Source organism: Nonomuraea sp. NPDC051298 (assembly GCF_055586305.1).
On the sequence record NZ_JBVJIM010000003.1, the window covers coordinates 616,415 to 636,266 of the forward strand.

Sequence of the window (19,852 nt, forward strand, 5' to 3'; positions counted from 1 at the left end):
CGCATCTTGCCCACATTCGCCGACGAATCAGGGCAAGGTTCCTCTCCAGGGATGGCCGAAAGTTGCTCTGTTACCGCAGACTGATATTGCGGTCGCGGGGGGCGGACCTAAAATTCGCCTTTTGCAGGGCTCACGTCACACCCATGGGTCAACCAAGGGTAACCTTCAGCGATCGTGCGGGTATGTCCCACAATGCGTAGAACGAATGAGGGGCCATGAAAGGTCGCGTGCTGGTCGTCGACGACGACGCCGCTCTCGCCGAGATGCTGGGGATCGTGCTGCGGGGAGAAGGCTTCGAGCCGTCATTTGTCTCAGACGGCGACAAGGCCCTCGACGCGTTCCGGGATACACGCCCGGACCTGGTCCTGCTCGACCTGATGCTGCCGGGGGCCGACGGCATCGACGTCGCGCGCAGGATCAGGGCCGAGTCGGGAGTCCCGATCGTCATGCTCACGGCGAAGAGCGACACGATCGACGTCGTCCTCGGTCTCGAGTCGGGGGCCGACGACTACATCGTCAAGCCGTTCAAGCCGAAGGAGCTGGTGGCCAGGGTACGGGCGCGGCTGCGCCGTACCGACGAGCCGACCCCCGAGATCCTGCAGATCGGCGACATCACCATCGACGTGGCCGGGCACTCGGTCAAGCGCGGCGACGAGACCATCAACCTCACGCCCCTGGAGTTCGACCTGCTGGTCGCGCTGGCCCGCAAGCCGCGCCAGGTGTTCACCCGCGAGGTCCTGCTCGAGCAGGTGTGGGGCTACCGCCACGCCGCCGACACGCGGCTGGTCAACGTCCACGTGCAGCGGCTCCGGGCCAAGATCGAGAAGGACCCCGAGCACCCCGAGATCGTCGTCACGGTCCGGGGCGTGGGCTACAAAGCCGGCCCAGCCTGACCCCCGCGCCGCCCCGCCATGCCCCCGACGAAGAAGAGCTTCCGCCGACGGACGTTCCGCCAGATTCTCGGTGGCGTCCGCCGGAGGGCGCGGCGTGCGGTGCGCAGGGCACGCAGCGTGTGGCGGCGCTCGCTCCAGCTCCAGGTGGTCACCAGCACGCTGGTGATCTCGGTGATCGTGGTGGTGGTGCTCGGCACGTTCCTGTTCGGCCAGATCAGCAAGTCGGTCGTCGAGAAGAGCCAGTCGGCCTCCGCCAGCGAGGCGCTCGCCGACCGGCTGCAGATCGCCGACGCGCTGACCCCCGAGGCCGACGAGCAGACGCCGGCGGCTGATGGCGGCAAGAAGGGCGCCGCCAACCGGCTCGACGAGGTGATGGGCACCGTCACGGGCTCGGGGCAGGGCAGCTCGGAGAAGCGCTACGACGTGCTGGTGCTCAACCTGGACACCCCCGGTGAGTCGCGGGCGTCGGGCAGCGTGGTGCCCGGGAACATCCCGACGGCGCTGCAGCTCAACCTGCGGCGCAACATCCGCGAGTCCAAGTTCGACAGGGCGATCGGGTTCACGCAGTCGATCAGGTTTCCCGGCGAGGGCCAGGCCCGCCTCACGTACGTGGTCGGGGGCGTCGTCCACGTGCCCGCCACCGGCCAGAACTACGAGGTCTACCACTTCTTCCCGTTCGACGACGAAGAGGACCTGCTGACCAACGTCAGGCTGGCCATCGTCGTGGTCGGCCTCGGGCTCGTGCTGCTGCTGGCCGCCATCGCGTACCTGGTCGCCCGGCAGGTCGTGACCCCCGTACGGCTCGCGCGCCAGGCCGCCGAGCGCCTGGCCTCCGGCAAGCTGGACGAACGGCTCAAGGTGCGCGGCGAGGACGACCTGGCCCGCCTGGCGAACTCGTTCAACGAGATGGCCGCCAACCTCGCGCTGAAGATCCACCAACTGGAGGAGCTGTCCCAGGTCCAGCGGCAGTTCGTCTCCGACGTCTCCCACGAGCTGCGCACGCCGCTGACCACCGTGCGCATGGCCGCCGACCTGCTCTACGACGCCCGCGAGGACTTCGACCCCATGGCCGCCCGCTCGGCCGAGCTGATGCAGGCCCAGCTCGAACGGTTCGAGTCGATGCTGGCCGACCTGCTGGAGATCAGCCGCTACGACGCCGGCGCCGCCACGCTCGACATCGACTCGGTGGACATGCGCGACGTCGTGGACCGCGCCATCGCCGACTCCGCCGCCCTGGCCGAGCGGCACACGACCCGCTTCGACCTCAGGATCCCGCACGAGCCGTGCATGGTGGAGGTCGACAACCGCAGGGTCGAGCGCATCCTGCGCAACCTGCTGTTCAACGCCATCGAGCACGGCGAGGGCAGGGAGGTCGTGGTCACCGTCGGCGTCGACCGCGACGCCGTGGCGGTCGCCGTGCGCGACCACGGCATCGGGCTCAAGCCGGGCGAGGAGACGATGGTGTTCGACCGGTTCTGGCGGGCCGACCCCTCGCGGGCCAGGACCATCGGCGGCACCGGGCTCGGGCTGGCCATCTCCCGCGAGGACGCCACGCTGCACGGCGGCTGGCTGCAGGCGTGGGGGCAGCCGGGCGAGGGCTCGCAGTTCAGGCTGACGCTGCCGAGGAAGGCGGGGGCCGACCTGAAGGGCTCGCCGCTGTCGCTGGTGCCGCCCGAGATCGAGATGCGCCGTACGTGGCGGACCGCCATGACGCCCGTGCTGCTTCCCGCCTCGGGAGACGGTACGGGAAACGGGGCGACACACGGGGCAGGACACGGCGCGGCACACGGCGCCGGACATGGGGTCGGGCATGACGAGGACTAGGCGGCTGGCGGCGGTGGGCGCGATCGCGCTCGCCCTGGCGTGGACGGGCTCTGGCTGCACCGTCATCGTGAGCGGCCCGAACACCGTGAGCGACGAAGGCGGCGGCGACCCCCTGAGCAAGCCGTTCCAGCGCATGATCGCCATCCCGCCGCAGAAGACGTGGGGCGCCAACGAGACGATCAGGGGGCTCCAGGCCGCCATGGCCGTCTACGCGGACGACCCGTCGATCCTGCCCCAGTACCTGACGCCCGCGGCCAGGGCCAAGTGGACCGCCGAGGGCCCCGTGACGGTGATCGAGGACCAGTACGAGGTCGTGCCGCCCCCGCCGCGCGAGGGCGCGGAGGCGAGCCTGAAGGTCGGGTTCAAGGGGCGCTGGGTGGCCCGCATCAACGAGGACGACGCGTACAAGCCCACCACCGGGAAGTGGGAGAAGATGTACGAGCTGGTCAAGACCCCGCAGGGCGGTTACCTGGTCGACGACCTGCCCCCGGGGCTGCTGCTCACCAACGCCGACGTGCTGCGCTCGTACCGGCCGACCGACCTCTACTACCTCAACCGCGGCACCAGGAGCCGGCTGGTCGTCGACCGCGTACGGCTGCGGCTGAAGACCAGCGAGTCGTTCGCGCGGACCGTGCTCGAACGCCTGCTCAAGCCGCCGACCGAGGCACTGCGCGGCGCCGTCACCACGAGCCTCCCGCCCAGCACCAAGATCGAGTCGATCGGGTCGAGCGAGGAGCGGGTGGTGATCAACCTGTCGGGCCTGCTCGACCGCGGCGCGGAAGACGCGCTCAGCGCCCAGATCAGGCACAGCCTCAACATGAACGAGATCGCCAAGGGTCGCGTCATCGAGGTCCAGTTGGACGGCGAGGAGTTCACCACCGACCGGCCCGACGCCGTGGACGAGTGGCTCGACGACAGCGGCGACACCGCCTACTACGTCAACAAGGGCGCGGTCCACTACCTGGGCAAGGACGGCCCCGCCGGCGTCGTGGCCGGGGCGGCGGGGGAGCAGCGCGGCGGCTACTCCGACTTCGCCGTCTCGAAGGAGCACAACGGGGGCGAGGCGCTCGTCGCGGCCAGGACCTCGACCGGCATCTCGGTGGCGTGGCTCAGGCACGACGGGCGCTGGCAGGAGGTCATCCCCGGCACCGACCTCACGCCGCCCACCTGGCACCGCGACGGCTCCCTGTGGACATACGACCGCAAGAAGGCCGCCCTGCTGCGCTACGACCCGGTCCGGGGGCCGGCGTTGGAGCAGATCCAGGCGCCCAACCTGGCCGACCTGGACGTCACCCGGCTGCGCATCGCCAGGGACGGCGTCCGGGTGGTGGTGACCACGGGCAAGAACACCGTCCAGATCGGGGCCCTGATCGGTGAGGGGACGGCGACGACGCTGGGCAACTTCCAGTTGCTGACCACCACCGAGGCGAGCGACGAGATCGTGGACATCGCGTGGGGGGACGACGAGCACCTGCTCGTGCTGGAGGAGAGCAAGGCCGGGCAGATTCTCAACGAGATCAACGTGGGGGACGGGGAGACGACCGGGGTGCCGTTGAAGGACCGGCTGAAGTCGGTGGCGGCCGTGGACGGCCGCATCCTGGCGGAGTCGGAGGGCGGCACCAAGGTCTGGGAGCTGGACCAGGACCGGCAGACGTGGACGGCCAAGATCGAGCCCGAGGCCGGACAGCCGATCTTCCCCCTGGGCTGACACCCCTCACCGGACTCACCGGGCTTCACCGGGCTCGCGGGGCGTTGGCGGGGCGGAACTGTCGGTGGGGGTGGGCATGCTGGGCGGGTGCTGAGCGCCGTACTCGACCTGGTTCTGCCGACCTCGTGCGCGGGCTGCGGCGCAGGAGGGGCGGCGTGCTGCCCGCGCTGCTTCGCGGCCCTGACCGCGGCCCCCGCCAGGCGGACGCCGCGCCCGCCCCCGCCGGGCCTGCCCGAGTGCTGGGCGGCGGCCCCCTACGAGGGCGTGGTGCGCAGGATGATCGTGGCGTACAAGGAGCGGGGCGCCGTGGCGCTGGCCGGGGTGCTGGCGGAGGCCGTCGCGCACACGGCCGTGGCGGCGCTGCGGCACTCTGACGGCTGGGCGCGGGCGGGGTTCGCGGTGGTGCCGGTGCCGAGCACGCGGCGCAGCGCGCGGCAGCGGGGGCACGACCCCGTGGGGCGGCTGGCGGCGCTGGTGGCCGGGCGGCTGCGGGCCGCCGGGCTGGCGGCGGAGGTGTGGACGGGGCTGGGGCAGGCGAGGCGGGTGGCCGACCAGGCGGGCCTGAGCCGCTCCGAGCGGTGCGCCAACCTCGCCGGGTCACTCCAGGTCGCCCGCGCGGTGAAAGGGCCTCCAGGAGGCTGTGCGCTGCTGGTGGACGACATCGTCACGACCGGCTCGACCCTCGCGGAGGCCGCAAGGGCGCTGCGTTCGGCAGGGGTGCGGGCGCCGCTGGCGGTGACCGCGGGCGCGACACGCCGAAGATCTTGAAAGTCATTACGGTGACGGTGGGTAAGGAAGATCCACATCGTGATACTCACCCGGGGGTCACATGTCACTTCCCTTGTGGCGGCGGCCTGGCTGCTCAGCGTATGGAGGTCCGGCACGCATTTGGGTTGCCGATCGGTTAAACAGGGCATGGGAAGGCGCTTACCAACCCTGGGGAAATCACGGAAAGTGATCCTTTGGCCGGTCCCTCGGCTGACATTCGCCCTGGATGCGGATAGCGTTCTGACATGGCACCCGTTCGGGTCCGTGGTTGCGCAGGGTCGGTGTCCCCGGCTCTGCTAGCCGATGCCAGCCGCAGGCAAAACGGTCCACGTAAGGCGACTCTTTGTCGACCGATCACGGTGCGGCTTAGGGGTAAGTCCTGCCTTCCCGGGGGTCCGGATGTCCCCCGTCAGGAGAGAAGGGCAGTAGTGGCGACAGAGCTGCGAAACCCTCAGCAGGCGGATGTGGGGTCGAAGACCAGGTCGGCCGGGCGGGTGCCAGACAAATTCCCGGTGACGTGGTGTCGGAAGAGGGTGACGGTGGCAGAAAGGCAGACAGAAGACCCCGTCCGACGTGCACGTCGTCGGGCGCTCTTGCTCAGTCGTTAGACCGAAGGGGGGCTGTTGCATGGACATCATCGTCAAGGGCCGGCACACAGGAGTGAGTGATCGGTTCCGAGACCAAGTGACGACCAAGCTGGCCAGGATCGAACGTCTGGACAACAAACTCATCCGAGTCGACGTGGAGGTGTCGAAAGAACGTAACCCGCGCCTCGCCAGCCAGCGCGAGCGCGTCGAGCTCACCATTCACTCGCGAGGACCGGCCATCCGCGCCGAGGCCTCGGCCGACGACCGATTCGCAGCCCTCGATCTCGCCCTCGACAAGCTGGAAGGCCGCCTCAGGCGGCTGGCGGACCGGCGCAAGGTCCATCACGGCAACCACTGCCCGCCCTCCGTGGCAGAGATCACCGCGACGCTGTCCGAGCCCGCCGATCTGGCGCCCCTCACGCAGACCTCCGTCCCCAAGCAGTCCGAACCCGACGAGGACGAGCTGCGTCAGAAGAGCGACCAGCTCTACGACGACATCGTCCCGATCGAGATGGACGGCGAAGGGCCGCTCATCGTGCGGGAGAAGTTCCACCGAGCCGAACCCATGACCATCGATCAGGCTCTGCTCGAGATGGAGCTGGTCGGGCACGACTTCTATCTGTTCCGTGACAAGGAGAGCGGTCAGCCGTGTGTCGTCTACAACAGACGCGGCTACAACTACGGCGTGCTACGGCTCGTAGAGCCCTGATCGCGCGCTGAAAGATCTTCTCGACCACCCGAGAACCGCGGGTACATGCCATCATGGCGGTTCGACGGCTCTGGCCCCCCGACGAGGAGGAGACGTGAGCGAGCTCAGTCAGGCGCAGGTGAGCGAGCGAAACGAGGGAAAGTCAGGCGCGAGGCGGATCGAGGAGGCCTCGTGACCGAGTCCGGCGAGGCCCGCCCGGAGACGAGCGAGCCGATCCGTGTGATGATCGTCGACGATCACGAGCTGATCAGACGGAGCCTGGCGCTGGCGCTGGCCGCCGAGCCCGACATCGAGGTGGTAGGCGAGGCGAGCGACGGGCAGGAGGCGGTCGAACTGGCCGATCGCCTCATGCCCGACGTCGCCCTCATGGACGTGCGCATGCCCCGCCAGGACGGCATCGAGGCGACGAAGGGCATCAAGGCCTCGGTCCCGAGCACCCGCATCATCATGCTGACGGTGAGCGACGAGGAAGAAGACCTCTTCGAGGCCATCAAGGCGGGAGCCACCGGCTACCTGCTCAAGGACGTCCAGATCAACGACGTCCCCGCCGCGGTGCGCGGCGTGCACGAAGGCCAGTCGTTAATCAACCCGGCGATGGCGGCCAAGCTCATCAGCGAGTTCGCCAACATGAGCCGCAAGGAGGCCGAGCGTCCGCCCCAGCTTCCCGTCCCCCGTCTGACGGACCGGGAGATGGAGGTGCTGCGTCTGGTGGCCAAGGGCATGAACAACCGGGAGATCGCCAAGCAGCTCTTCATCTCCGAGAACACGGTGAAGAACCACGTGCGCAACATCCTGGACAAGCTCCAGCTCCATTCGAGGATGGAAGCCGTGGTGTACGCGGTGCGCGAGCGCATGCTCGAAATCACCTGACCGCCCCCGCCATCACCGGCCCGCAGCCCCTGACCCGCCACCGACCTGCCCCTGCTCCATCGGCCCGTCCCTGACCCCGCCATCGGTCCGCCCCTGCTCCATCGGCCCGTCCCTGACCCCGCCATCGGTCCGCACCTGCTTAACTGGCCCGCCGCCCCTGGCCCGCCACCGACCCGCTCCTGCTCCACCAGCCAGTCGCCCCTGACCTGCCCCCGCTCCATCGGCCCGCCCCGCTCACCCGGCCCGCCCTCGTCCCACCGGCCCGCTCCTGGTCCGGCAGCCGACGTGGCGTCCGGGGCGATGCGGAGTCGCCGCAGACCGGGCGTTCCCGGTCGAGCCGCCCAGGGCGGGGGTGCGGCTCGAGGTCGCTCAGCTCGCGGGGCGCGCCGGGTGAGGCCGTGGCGGCGGGCGGCTCAGGGGGTGTCGGGGCGGCGCGCGTTCAGGATCGGGAGCAGCTCGGGTGGGTCGGCGCGCTCGACGCGTACGGCGTCGCAGCCCACCCACTCGGCCGCCGACCACAGCGCATCGCGCAGCGCGTCGGCCCACTTGGCGGCCGACAGCCCCGGCTCCAGGCTGAGCTGCCTGGCCACCAGCGTCGAGCCCTCGCGCGCCGGGTCGACCCGCCCGATGAGCTGCCCCCCGGCCAGCACCGGCATCGTGAAGTAGCCGTGCACGCGCTTGTGCTTGGGCACGTAGAGCTCAAGGGTGTACTTGAAGCCGAACACCCGCTCGGTGCGCCCCCGGTGCCAGATGAGCGAGTCGAACGGCGACACCAGTGTGGTGCGGTGGCGGCCGCGCGGCTCGGACGCCAGGGCGGCGGGGTCGGCCCACGCGCCGGCCGCCTCGCCCCTCTTGCGGGGCCAGCCGGAGACGGTCACGGGCACCAGCCCCGCCGCGCCGCTGAGCAGGACCTCGTCGAGGATCTCCGCGTAGCGGCCCTTGAGCCGCAGGAAGTCGAGCAGGTCGGTGCGGCTGGCCACGCCGAGGGACCGCCCGGCGATCGAGGCCAGGCGGGTGACGCACTCCTCGTCGGACGGCTCCTCGCCCAGCAGGCCGGCCGGGACCGCGCGCTCGGCCAGGTCGTAGACGCGCCGCCAGCCGACCCGGCGGCTGCACACCAGCTCACCGATGTCGAGCAGCCACTCCAGGCCGATCTTGGAGTCGGACCAGTCCCACCATGGGCCGCCGTTCTTGGCGCCGCCGACATCGGAGGTGGTCAGCGGGCCCGAATCGCGGACCTGGTCGAGCAGCTTCTCCACGCCGTCGGGCACCTCGTGCCACCGTTGGCGCCGGTCGCGGAACGCCCGGCGGCGGAACGCGTAGAGCGGCCAGTGCTCGATCGGCAGGATGCAGGCGGCGTGGCACCAGTATTCGAAGCTCTTGGCCGGGTTGTGCCAGTAGGCGCGCTCGACCTGGGGACGGCCCACCGCGCCGAGGCGGGCGTAGGCGACCAGCTCGTGCGAGCGGGCCAGGACCGAGATCGTGTCGAGCTGCACGGCGCCCAGCCTGCGCAGCATGGCGTGCGCTCCGCCCTTGCGCGAGTCGGCGCCGATCAGGCCCTGCGAGCGCAGGATGATCCGGCGCGCCTCGTCGGGGGTCAGGTGGGTCGCGACGGTCATGTCGGCGAATGCGTACGGCGATGCATGCGAGCAATCTAGCGGCGGCCACCGACAGAATCGCCCGCCCTACGGACGTCTCCGGGAAATCCGCGACACGCGGGAGACACGACATGACACAACACGCGGGAGACGCGACATGACACAACACGCGGGAGACGCGACATGACACCACATGCGAGAGAGACAGGCGAGCGAGACTGACATGCGAGAGACACGACACGCGGGAGAATCGCGACAACCGTCACCGGCGCAACCAGAGCCACAATGCGACGGGCAAGATCAATAAAGGCGAGAGATCAATTCCGGCGCACGGGACCGTACGCACGACACGCGCGGGACCGTGACGTCACGACACGCGCGGGATCCGCGACAAGGTCATGCGGGATCGATGCGGGATCGGCATGGAAACGGCATGCGAACGGCATGGAAACGGCGGGTCGCCCAGGGATGGGCGCCCGCCGGTGGAGCGTGTCTCAGCGGTGATCCTCAGCGCGCATGCCCACGCGGGGAGCGTCGATCACGACGTCGGTGAAGATGTCGAAGACGAGGGCGAGGATGCCGCCGACGACGAACACCCCGGTGCCGATCCACACGAGCGTCCAGTTGTCGGCCGTCAACCCGAAGCCGGCCACGACGGTTCCCACCAGCATCACCGTCACCGCGAGCCACGAGGACGGACGCCCGCCGTGGCTGCCGAGATTCTCCGTATGCTCCGACTTCTTCCCCTCAACCATGACTAATCCTTCCTTTGCCGGATATCTCGCATTTGGTGCGAGCCGCCTCTCAACCGGCATACCCTCTGCCTTGACCCATTCTCCCAGACAGGTTCGGCGCCCTCGTCGTCACGGTGGCTGTGTCTGGTTGCGGAACCGCCTACGATGGCTACGGGGAAGTTTGTCTCGGCCTCTCCTCCTGGCGGCGCCGCCGGGGTAGACCTGCGAGGAGCTTTACATAAAGTGGCAGCCATTCTCGACAAGATCCTACGTGCCGGCGAAGGCAAGATCCTGCGCAAGCTCAAGCGGATCTCAGACCAGGTCAACTCCATCGAGGACGACTTCACGAGCCTGTCCGACGCGGAGTTGCGTGCGCTGACGGACGAATTCAAGCAGCGCCATGCTGACGGCGAAACCCTCGACGATCTGCTTCCCGAGGCGTTCGCGGCCGTGCGCGAGGCGTCCCGCCGCGTGCTCGGCCAGCGGCCCTACGACGTGCAGATCATGGGCGGCGCCAACCTCCACCTGGGCAACATCTCGGAGATGAAGACCGGTGAGGGCAAGACGCTGACCTGCACCCTGCCGTCCTACCTCAACGCGATCGCCGGCAAGGGCGTGCACGTCGTCACCGTCAACGACTACCTCGCCAAGCGCGACGCCGAGACGATGGGGCGCATCCACCGCTTCCTCGGCCTGGAGGTCGGCTGCATCGTCTCCGGCCAGCAGCCCGACGAGCGCGCCAAGCAATACCAGGCCGACATCACCTACGGCACCAACAACGAGTTCGGCTTCGACTACCTGCGCGACAACATGGCCTGGTCGCTCGAGGAGTGCGTGCAGCGCGGCCACTTCTTCGCGATCGTCGACGAGGTCGACTCGATCCTCATCGACGAGGCCCGCACGCCGCTGATCATCTCCGGCCCCGGCGAGCAGTCGGGCAAGTGGTACACCGAGTTCGCCAAGATCGTGCCCCGCCTGCGCAAGGGCGTCGAGGCGAAGAACCCGGGCGAGGAGAGCACCGGCGACTACATCGTCGACGAGAAGAAGCGCACGGTCGGCATCCTGGAGTCGGGCGTCGAGAAGGTCGAGGACTGGCTCGGCATCGACAACCTGTACAAGCCGGAGCACACCCACCTCGTGGGCTTCCTGAACAACGCGCTCAAGGCGAAAGAGCTGTTCAAGAAGGACAAAGACTACATCGTCGCCGACGGCGAGGTCCTGATCGTCGACGAGTTCACCGGCCGCATCCTGCACGGCCGCCGCTACAACGAGGGCATGCACCAGGCCATCGAGGCCAAGGAGAGCGTGAAGATCAAGGACGAGAACCAAACTCTCGCCACGGTCACCCTCCAGAACTACTTCCGCCTCTACGGCAAGCTGTCCGGGATGACCGGTACGGCGGTGACCGAGGCCAACGAGTTCAACAAGACGTACAAGCTCAACGTGGTCCCGATCCCGACCAACCGGCCGATGATCCGCAAGGACCAGGCCGACGTGGTCTACAAGACCGAGGACGCCAAGTTCGACGCGGTGGTCGAGGACATCAAGGAGCGCTACGAGGCCGGGCAGCCGGTGCTCGTCGGCACCACCTCGGTGGCCAAGTCCGAGCGGCTGTCCAAGGCGCTCAAGCGGCGCGGCGTGCCGCACGAGGTGCTCAACGCGAAGAACCACGAGCGTGAGGCGTCGATCATCGCCGAGGCGGGCCGCAAGGGCGCCGTCACCGTCGCCACCAACATGGCCGGTCGAGGCACCGACATCATGCTCGGCGGCAACTCCGAGTTCCGCGCCGACCAGGAGCTGCGCCAGCGCGGCCTCGACCCGGTCGAGACCCCGGAGGAATACGAGAAGGCCTACCCCGAGGCGCTGGAGAAGGCCAGGGCGGCGGTCAAGGCCGAGCACGACGAGGTCACCACGCTCGGCGGCCTCTACGTCCTGGGCACCGAGCGGCACGAGTCGCGCCGCATCGACAACCAGTTGCGCGGTCGTTCCGGCCGTCAGGGCGACCCCGGCGAGTCGCGCTTCTACCTGTCGCTCGGCGACGACCTGATGCGCCTGTTCAACTCGGCCAGGGTCGAGATGATCATGACGCGGCTCAACATCCCCGACGACCAGCCGATCGAGTCCGGCATCGTCTCCAAGGCCATCGCCTCCGCCCAGCACCAGGTCGAGCAGCAGAACTTCGAGATCCGCAAGGAAGTTCTGAAGTACGACGAGGTGATGAACCGCCAGCGCAAGGTCATCTACGCCGAGCGCCTGCGCGTCCTGGAGGGCGCCGACCTGCACGAGCAGGTGCGCGGCTTCGTCGGCGAGGTGATCGGCGGCTACGTCCAGGGCGCCACGTCCGAGGGCTTCGCCGAGGAGTGGGACCTCGACAAGCTGTGGAAGGCGTTCGGCGAGCTGTACCCGGTGTCGGTCAGGATCGAAGACCTCGTCGAGGAGGCCGGCAACCGCGAGGAGCTGACCGCCGAGCTGATCAGCGAGAAGGTCAAGGCCGACGCGCTGGCCGCGTACGACCGGCGCGAGGCGGAGTTCGGCCCGGAGACCATGCGCGACCTGGAGCGCCGGGTGATCCTCTCGGTGCTCGACCGCAAGTGGCGCGAGCACCTCTACGAGATGGACTACTTGCGCGAGGGCATCGGCATGCGGGCCTACGCGCAGAAGGACCCGCAGATCGAGTACCAGCGCGAGGGCTTCGAGATGTTCGCCGCGATGCTCGAGGGCATCAAGGAGGACTCCGTCGGCTTCCTGTTCAACCTCGAGGTCGAGGTGCAGGAAAACCCGATCGTCGAGGAGGAGGACGCGGCCATCGCGGAGACCCGCTCGATCATCGCGCGCGGGCTGCGCGGGCCTGAGCGGCCGACCGAGCTGGAATACTCGGCGCCCGGTGAGCAGGGCGAGGTCGAGCACACCCGGGTGCGCACGACCCCGGCGGAGCGGGCGGCGTACGGGAACGTGGAGCGCAACGCGCCTTGCCCGTGTGGGTCGGGCAAGAAGTACAAGCGCTGCCACGGAGACCCGAAGAACGCGGCCTGACGCCCTTTTCGGTTCTTGCCGAAGACCCCCGCCTTCCCGTTTCCCGGGGAGGCGGGGGTCTTTCTTCGCCGCCGGATCCCGCCGGTCACGCCGTTTCGAAATCGGTGCACAGCCATTGCACGCCACGGCGTTCCAGGCGTACCGCGAGGACGTGGTCGCGGTCGCCGCAATGGACCAGGGCGCACATTTCTATGACGCCGTCGCGGGGCTCCTTCATGTGGACGCCGCCCGCGAACGGCGGCCGGTTGGCGTGGATCATCCGTCCCGCTCGTACGAGGTCGCGGTGGGCGCGGTCGGTGAGCCGGTCGGCCACGGTCTCGGGCGGGCGGCGCCCGGCCAGCACCTCCGCCAGGGCCTGGACGAGGTGGCGCAGCCTGCGCTCGTCGGGCACGGCGCCCGGCGGGCCCCACACGAGGGAGCACGGGTCCAGGGCCAGGGCGCCGTGGGTGGGCGGGCTCTCCGCCGCCGCCCGGATCTCGGGGCGGGGCGGCTCGGGGGCGGGGGTCACGCCGACGCGGGGTGCTCGGGGCACGTCGAATCTCCAATTCGAGGGGTGGAAAAAGATTCGTTATAAGGAGTTTTCGGCCCGGCGTAGAAATACAAAGCGCGCCAACTTCTTGACCGCGGGCCGGGGTTTGCCCGTTTATGCGGCGGGGTTCGACCGAAGTTGGATGGGGCGCGGGGATGTTCTGGGCGCGGTCGGGGGGTTTGCGGCCTGTCCCAAACCTTGGGGGACAGGCTTTTGGGTAAGGCGGCTTTCCTGATCGGCGGGTCAGGCCGGGGCGGGGCGCGTGGTCAGGTTTCGCCGGAGTCGACGTCGGGCTCCGCTTCGCGGCCGGGCGTCATGATGTCGAGCCTGCGGATCAGGAACGTGAACACGACGTAGTAGACCACCCCGTAGATCACGCCCAGGATCAGGATGCCGGGCAGGTTCTGGGTGTTGGACTTGCTGGCGTTCAGGAGCATGTCGAGCAGCCCGGCGGAGAAGCCGAAGCCGAGCTGGCCGCCGATCAGCGTGGTCAGGGCCATCGCCAGGCCCGTCAGCAGCGCGTGCACCACCAGCAGCAGCGGGGCCACGAAGATGAAGGCGAACTCGATCGGCTCGGTCACCCCCGTGACGAACGACGCCAGCGCCGCCGACAACATGATGCCGCCCACGGTCGCGCGCCGGGGCTTGGGCACCGCCCGCCACATGGCCAGCGCGGCGGCCGGCAGGGCGAACATCATGATCGGGAAGAACCCGGCCATGAACTGGCCGGCGTGCGGGGCGCCGCCGAAGTAGCAGTTCCAGTCGCCGCCCAGCACCCGGCCGCCGACCTCGCACTGCGGCACCACGTACCAGACCACGGAGTTGGCGAAGTGGTGCAGGCCGAGGGGGATGAGCAGGCGGTTGATCACGCCGTAGATGCCGGTGCCGATCGGGCCGAGGGCGGCCAGGGCCTCGCCGGCGTGCCTGATCCACTCGCCGATCACCGGCCAGAGCCAGCCGAACGCCACGCCGATGAGCAGGGCCACGATGGAGGTGATGATGGGGACGAAGCGCCGCCCGCCGAAGAACGCCAGCCACGACGGCAGCTTGATCCGGTAGAACCGCTGCCACAGGAGCGCGGTGACCAGACCGATGACGATGCCGCCGAGGACCTTGGTGGGGTTCTGCATCCCGTAGTTGATGATCTCTTTGACGCCCTCGGTCTGCAGTTCCTTGATGACGATGGTGTCCCTGATGTTCGAGCCGAAGAACATCACCTTCGTCACCCGGTCGAAGACCAGGTAGCCGACGACGGCGGCCAGCGCCGTGGAGCCGTCGGACTTGCGGGCGAAGCCGATGGCCACGCCCACGGCGAACAGGATCGGCAGGTTCTCGAACAACGCGGCCCCGGCGGCGGCCATCACCTCGGCCACCTGGTTCATCCAGGCCATCCCGGCCACGTCCGCGAGCCCGCCCGGCGCCGCGCCGTTCGAGCCGAGCATGTCCGGCTGGCCGAAGCGCAGCAGCAGGGCGGCCGCGGGCAGGGCGGCGATGGGCAGCATCAGGGAGCGGCCCAGCCGCTGGAGCACGGACATCACACGAGCGAGCGGCGAAGGGCGGGCGGCGGCGGTCTCGTTCACCGGGCGTTCCTCCGGGGCAGGTCGGTGCCGGGGCGTGCTGCCGGCTGGGTTCCTTCGTGGTATGTCGGTGCCGGGGCGTGCTGCCGGCTGGGTTCCTTCGAGGTGTGTCGGTGCCGGGGCGTGCTGGCTGGGTTCCTTCGAGGTCCCGGTGCCGGGGGCGGGCCGCTGGGGACCTCTGGGGAGTGAGTCTGCCGTCCCGCCGGGACGGGAGTCCCACCGGGACGGGATCCGCCGGAGGCCGGGTCAGCCCCGTCTGGCGGGCATTTCGAGGAGCGTGCGGAGCTGGTAGCGGTCGGCGCGGTAGGTGGACACGCCCAGCTCCGCACAGACCCCGCCGGAGAACGACCTGCGCTGCAACAGCAGCACGGCCCCGCCGCGAGGCAGCTTCAGCAGATCGGCGTCGCTGGGGTCGGCCAGGCCGCCGTCGATGGTCAGCTCGCCGGCGTCCATGACGAGCCCGTAGCGGCTCTCCAGCAGCTCGTACAGTGATTTTTCCGACAAATCATAGTCGGCCAGGTCCGGGGCGAGCCTGACCGGGATGTGGGCCCGTTCGATGGACAGCGGCTCGCCGTCGGCCGTACGCAGCCGTTCGATGAAGTGCACCTCCTCGCCCGGCTGGATCCCCAGCTCCTTGGCCAGGTGGGCGCTGGCGCGCACGATCCGGCGGTCGAGGTCGCGCGAGCCCGGGATCATGCCGCGGGCCCGCATGTCGTCGGTGAACGACGTGAGCTGCAGGGCCAGCTCGATCTTGGGCCGGGCGACGAACGTCCCCTTGCCCGGTACGCGGTGCAGGCGGCCCTCGGACACGAGATGGTCCACGGCCTGCCGTACGGTCATCCTGGACAGGCCGAAGCGCTGGCACAGCTCGCGCTCGGACGGGATGGCCGCCCCGATGCTGAGCTCGTCGCTGTCGATGAGGTCCAGCAGGATCTCGCGAAGCTGGAAGTATTTGGGCACCGGGCTGTCCGGATCGATGTGCGCCACGGATCCTCCCCTCGTCTCTACCTGGGCAATGGGTTATGGTTCGTACTGGTCTAGTCCGGACTAGACCACATGGCGTGAAAGACGGTCAAGTCCGAGCCCGGATTGAGTCAAGAGATGAGCCCAAGATGACCACGAAGATGCGCAGCGAGATCGCCGAGCAGCCGACCGCGCTGCGGGCCACGCTGGACTCCCTGCTCCCCCAGGTCGACGAGATCAGGGCGATCGGCGAGCAGACCCGCCAACTGCTGTTCATCGCCCGCGGCACCTCCGACAACGCAGCAGTGTACGGGCGTTACCTGGTCGAATCGCACGCCGGACGGCTGGCGGCGCTGGCCGCGCCCTCGATCGCGACGACGTACAAGCGCCGTCTCGACCTCGACGGAGTGCTCGCCGTGGCCATCTCGCAGTCGGGCCGGACCGAGGAGATCGTCGAGACGCTCGCCTGGGCGAAGGACTGCGGGGCCAGGACCGTCGGCATCACCAACGGCGGCCAGGAGAGCCCGCTGGCGCAGGCGGCCGACGTCGCCCTGTGCACGGTGGCGGGCGAGGAGAAGGCCGTCCCGGCGACGAAGACGTACACGACGCAGCTCGCCGCGCTGGCGGTGCTGGCGATCGGGCTGGGCGCGGACGTGGACGTGGCCGAGCTGCGGCGGGTGCCCGAGGCCGTGGAGAAGCTGATCGCGGAGCCGGGAGACCTGGAGGCCGTGGTCGAGGGGCTGCTCGACAAGCCGGGCGTGGTCGTCTCCGGGCGCGGCCTGGTGTTCTCGACGGCGCTGGAGACCGCGCTCAAGCTCAAGGAGGCCTGCTACCTGCACGCCATGGGCCTGTCGTACGCCGACCTGCTGCACGGCCCCATCGCCGTCGTGGACGCCGACACGCCCGCGCTGCTCGTGGCCTCGGAGAACAGCCCCACCCTGCAGGGCACCGTCGCGCTGGCCGAGCGGGTGGTCGCGGCGGGGGCGGCGGCGTACACGATCGGTGGCGGCACCGCGCTGGCCAGGGCGGGCACGGCCGCGCTGAACGGCCCCGACCTGCCCGAATGGGTGGCCCCGATGGGCCTGATCGTGCCCGGCCAGCTCCTCACCGAGACGCTGGCCCGCCGGCTCGGCATCGACCCCGACGCGCCGCGCGGTCTGAACAAGGTCACCCAGACCGACTGATCTAGCCTGGTCGGAGTGCGAACCCGAGGGAGGACCGGATGGCGACGGACGTGAACGCGATCATCGCCGCGCTGGGCGGCGCCAAGAACATCATCGACATCGAACCCTGCATCACGCGGCTGCGCACGGAGGTGCGCGACGCGTCCAAGATCGATCAAACGGCGCTCAGAGCGGCCGGCGCGCACGGCGTGATGGCCACGGGAAACGTGGTCCAGGTGGTCGTCGGGCCGGAGGCGGACACCATAGCCAGCGACATCGAGGACATCATCGGCTGAGGGCGAGGCCATGACGACTGTTCTCGCCCCGGTGGAGGGGGAGGCCGTGGGGCTGGCCGCCGTGCCCGACCCCGTCTTCTCCGCGGGCATGGTCGGGCCGGGAATGGCGATCGACCCGCTGAGGGGGCCGGGGAAGGCCGTGGCCCCCATCGCGGGAAAGATAATGAAGCTGCATCCGCACGCGTACGTCATCGTCGGCGACGACGGCAGGGGTGTGCTGGTGCACCTGGGCATCGACACGGTCCAGCTCAAAGGGCGGGGCTTCCAGCTCCTCGCGACGGAGGGCGACCGGGTCAGCGCCGGGCAGCCGGTCGTGGCCTGGGACCCCGCGGCCGTCGAGGCGGGCGGGCGCTCGCCGGTCTGCCCGGTCGTCGCGCTCGACGCGCTCTCCGCGGACGTGACGCGGGTGGTCGAGGGCGCGGTGCAGGCGGGTGACGAGCTGTTCACATGGGAATAGTGGTCATCCCGGCCGGCTTGGAAGGGGCGCCGGTCGTGGTCGGCGAATCGGCAGGACCCGCGACAATGGTCACGGTCGCCCTGTTCGGGGGCGATCGTCAGTCGTTGGCGTACGGAGGTCCGGCTGGTCTGGACCGGCAGACAAGGAGGAGCGGCAAGATGGGTGAGCGCAAGGTCACCGTGGCGGCGGAGGTGGGCCTGCACGCCCGGCCCGCGGCGACGTTCGTCCAGCGGGCCAAGCTGGCGCCGATGGACATCACGGTGGAGAAGCCCTACGGCGGCGGCCCGGTCAACGGCAAGAGCATTCTCGCGATCATGGCCCTCGACGTCAGGCAGGGCGAGACCGTGGTGATCTCCGCGGACGGCGACGGCGCGGAAGAGGTGCTCGACGAACTGGCCGCGATCGCCGGCGCGCCATGAACCTGCGGGGGGTGGGGGTCAGCCCGGGAGTCGGGCACGGACCCTCTTTTGTGCTCACCGTCTCCGTGCCCGAACCCCCCGAGGGCGCTGCGTACACCGGTGAGGCGGAGCAGGAGCAGGAGCGCGCGATGGCCGCGCTCAGGCAGGTCGCGGGCGAGCTGGAGGCCCGCGGCAACAGGGCGGGCGGCGAGGCCGAGGAGATACTCAAGGCCCAGGCGCTGATGGCCGAGGACCCCGGGCTGGTCGTGAAGGTGCGGTCGCTGATCGACCGCGGCCTGGCCGCGCCCAGGGCGGTCTTCGAGGCGTTCAACAAGTATCGGGACGTGCTGGCCGGCTCCGGCGGCTACCTGGGCGAGCGGGCCGCCGATCTGGACGACATCAGGGACCGCGTGATCGCGCTGCTCTACGGGCAGGCCATGCCGGGGTTGCCGGCGGCGCCCGAGCAGCCGTACGTGCTGGTCGCCAGGGATCTCGCGCCCGCCGACACCGCCCTGCTGTCCAAGGACGACGTCGTGGCGTTCGTCACCGAGGAGGGCGGCCCGACCAGCCACACCGCCATCATGGCCAGGGCGATGGGCGTGCCCGCCGTCGTGGCCTGTCAGGGCGCGACCGGCATCCCGCCGGGCGTCGAGGTGATGGTGGACGGCACCTCAGGCGACGTACGCGTGCGCCCCCCCGAGTCCGACGTGGCCGACGCGGTCGGCGCCGCCTCAGCCCGGCTGGTCGCGCTCGCGTCGTGGACCGGGCCCGGCGTGACCGCCGACGGGCACTCGGTGCCGCTGCTGGCCAACATCGGCGGCCCCGCCGAACTCGCCGCCGCCGTGGCCGCGGGAGCCGAGGGCGTCGGGCTCTACCGGACCGAGTTCCTCTTCCTCGGCCGGGCCGAGCCGCCCTCCGCCGAGGAGCAGCGGCGCGCCTACCAGGCGGCGCTGGACGCGTTCCCCGAGGGCAAGGTGGTGGTGCGGACGCTGGACGGCGGCGCGGACAAGCCGCTGGCGTTCCTGCCCACGGCCGCCGAGCCGAACCCGGCGCTGGGCGAGCGCGGGCTGCGCAGGTTCAGGAGGTCGCCCGCGGTGATGGACGTCCAGCTCGGCGCGCTGGCCGCGCTGGCCTCGGACCGGCTGAGCGTGATGGCGCCGATGGTGGCCACGTCGGAGGAGGCCGCCTGGTTCGCCAGGGAGTGCGGGGAGAAGGGGCTGATGGACGTCGGCGTGATGATCGAGATCCCGTCGGCCGCGCTGCGCGCCGCGGACGTGCTGGCCACGGTGGACTTCGTCTCCGTCGGCACCAACGACCTCAGCCAGTACGCCTTCGCCGCCGACCGGCAGCTCGGGGCCGTCAGCGCGCTGCACGATCCCTGGCAGCCGGGGCTGCTCGACCTGGTCGCCCTGGTCGGTGACGCGGCGGCGCAGGCGGGCAAGCCCTGCGGGGTCTGCGGTGAGTCGGCCGCGGACGCGGCGCTGGCCTGCGTGCTGGTCGGTCTCGGGGCCTCGACGTTGTCGATGGCGCCGTCCGCGCTGGCCGCCGTACGGGCCGGGCTGGCCGCGCACACGCTGGAGCAGTGCCGGACGGCGGCCCGGGTCGCGCGGGCCCAGTCCGGGGCGGCCGAGGCGCGTGCGGCGGCCCGCGTTCACCTGCCGGGACTGGCCGGTCTGGGGCTGTAACCGGGGTCGGATTCGGCAATTGGGGGGCCCAGGCGCGTCGTCGTATGGATACCTTGGTGG

At 70.0% G+C, this 19,852-nt stretch carries 17 protein-coding genes; 12 read left to right on the forward strand and 5 right to left on the reverse strand.

Annotated elements, in window-relative coordinates; translation table 11 throughout:
* The first annotated feature begins 215 nt into the window (after positions 1-215).
* From mtrA to ACZ6S0_RS12985, 6 genes are all read left to right on the forward strand, one after another.
* A complete protein-coding gene (mtrA, locus tag ACZ6S0_RS12960; protein WP_090763607.1) occupies positions 216-893 on the forward strand; it encodes an MtrAB system response regulator MtrA in 678 nt (225 codons plus the stop codon).
* Between the two features lie 18 nt (positions 894-911).
* On the forward strand, positions 912-2,717 hold the full coding sequence (mtrB, locus tag ACZ6S0_RS12965; RefSeq protein WP_465915979.1) for an MtrAB system histidine kinase MtrB: 1,806 nt from the start codon (positions 912-914) through the stop codon (positions 2,715-2,717).
* On the forward strand, positions 2,704-4,425 hold the full coding sequence (locus tag ACZ6S0_RS12970) for an LpqB family beta-propeller domain-containing protein (RefSeq protein ID WP_465915980.1): 1,722 nt from the start codon (positions 2,704-2,706) through the stop codon (positions 4,423-4,425). Before mtrB ends, ACZ6S0_RS12970 begins: the two co-directional genes overlap by 14 nt.
* Positions 4,426-4,512: 87 nt before the next feature.
* The gene (locus ACZ6S0_RS12975) at positions 4,513-5,193 is read left to right on the forward strand and encodes a ComF family protein (protein WP_465915981.1); all 681 of its coding nucleotides are present in this window, start codon (positions 4,513-4,515) and stop codon (positions 5,191-5,193) included.
* Between the two features lie 627 nt (positions 5,194-5,820).
* Positions 5,821-6,489, forward strand: a complete 669-nt coding sequence (hpf, locus tag ACZ6S0_RS12980; protein ID WP_465915982.1) for a ribosome hibernation-promoting factor, HPF/YfiA family — start codon at positions 5,821-5,823, stop codon at positions 6,487-6,489.
* A 171-nt stretch (positions 6,490-6,660) separates the two neighbouring features.
* A complete protein-coding gene (locus tag ACZ6S0_RS12985) occupies positions 6,661-7,359 on the forward strand; it encodes a response regulator (protein ID WP_465915983.1) in 699 nt (232 codons plus the stop codon).
* A gap of 413 nt (positions 7,360-7,772) precedes the next feature.
* On the opposite strand, the gene ACZ6S0_RS12990 is transcribed toward ACZ6S0_RS12985, so the two are convergent.
* Positions 7,773-8,978, reverse strand: coding sequence for a winged helix-turn-helix domain-containing protein (locus ACZ6S0_RS12990; protein ID WP_465915984.1), 1,206 nt, complete (start codon positions 8,976-8,978; stop codon positions 7,773-7,775).
* A gap of 473 nt (positions 8,979-9,451) precedes the next feature.
* Entirely contained in the window at positions 9,452-9,712 is a 261-nt protein-coding gene (locus ACZ6S0_RS12995; protein WP_465915985.1) for an HGxxPAAW family protein, read from the reverse strand.
* Positions 9,713-9,934: 222 nt separating this feature from the next.
* On the opposite strand from ACZ6S0_RS12995, the gene secA reads away from it, so the two are divergent.
* Positions 9,935-12,724, forward strand: coding sequence for a preprotein translocase subunit SecA (gene secA, locus ACZ6S0_RS13000; protein WP_465915986.1), 2,790 nt, complete (start codon positions 9,935-9,937; stop codon positions 12,722-12,724).
* An 85-nt stretch (positions 12,725-12,809) separates the two neighbouring features.
* On the opposite strand, the gene ACZ6S0_RS13005 is transcribed toward secA, so the two are convergent.
* The 3 genes from ACZ6S0_RS13005 to ACZ6S0_RS13015 all read right to left on the reverse strand — a co-directional run bounded on the left by ACZ6S0_RS13005 (position 12,810) and on the right by ACZ6S0_RS13015 (position 15,817).
* Positions 12,810-13,256 carry an Rv3235 family protein gene (locus ACZ6S0_RS13005; RefSeq protein WP_465915987.1) on the reverse strand — a complete coding sequence of 149 codons (447 nt, stop codon included), beginning with the start codon at positions 13,254-13,256 and terminating at the stop codon, positions 12,810-12,812.
* Positions 13,257-13,519: 263 nt separating this feature from the next.
* A complete protein-coding gene (locus ACZ6S0_RS13010; RefSeq protein ID WP_465915988.1) occupies positions 13,520-14,833 on the reverse strand; it encodes a PTS transporter subunit EIIC in 1,314 nt (437 codons plus the stop codon).
* Between the two features lie 243 nt (positions 14,834-15,076).
* Positions 15,077-15,817: a GntR family transcriptional regulator gene (locus ACZ6S0_RS13015; protein ID WP_465915989.1), complete on the reverse strand. Its 741-nt coding sequence runs from the start codon at positions 15,815-15,817 to the stop codon at positions 15,077-15,079.
* A gap of 125 nt (positions 15,818-15,942) precedes the next feature.
* Here ACZ6S0_RS13015 and ACZ6S0_RS13020 point away from each other — a divergent pair, with 125 nt between their 5' ends.
* The 5 genes from ACZ6S0_RS13020 (at position 15,943) to ptsP (ending at position 19,792) form a co-directional block, all read left to right on the forward strand.
* The gene (locus ACZ6S0_RS13020) at positions 15,943-16,977 is read left to right on the forward strand and encodes an SIS domain-containing protein (RefSeq protein WP_465915990.1); all 1,035 of its coding nucleotides are present in this window, start codon (positions 15,943-15,945) and stop codon (positions 16,975-16,977) included.
* A 38-nt stretch (positions 16,978-17,015) separates the two neighbouring features.
* Positions 17,016-17,252, forward strand: coding sequence for a PTS sugar transporter subunit IIB (locus tag ACZ6S0_RS13025; RefSeq protein WP_465915991.1), 237 nt, complete (start codon positions 17,016-17,018; stop codon positions 17,250-17,252).
* Positions 17,253-17,262: 10 nt separating this feature from the next.
* Positions 17,263-17,709, forward strand: a complete 447-nt coding sequence (locus ACZ6S0_RS13030) for a PTS sugar transporter subunit IIA (RefSeq protein ID WP_465915992.1) — start codon at positions 17,263-17,265, stop codon at positions 17,707-17,709.
* A gap of 158 nt (positions 17,710-17,867) precedes the next feature.
* Positions 17,868-18,128 carry an HPr family phosphocarrier protein gene (locus ACZ6S0_RS13035; protein ID WP_465915993.1) on the forward strand — a complete coding sequence of 87 codons (261 nt, stop codon included), beginning with the start codon at positions 17,868-17,870 and terminating at the stop codon, positions 18,126-18,128.
* Positions 18,125-19,792 carry a phosphoenolpyruvate--protein phosphotransferase gene (ptsP, locus tag ACZ6S0_RS13040; protein ID WP_465915994.1) on the forward strand — a complete coding sequence of 556 codons (1,668 nt, stop codon included), beginning with the start codon at positions 18,125-18,127 and terminating at the stop codon, positions 19,790-19,792. Before ACZ6S0_RS13035 ends, ptsP begins: the two co-directional genes overlap by 4 nt.
* Positions 19,793-19,852: the final 60 nt, after the last annotated feature.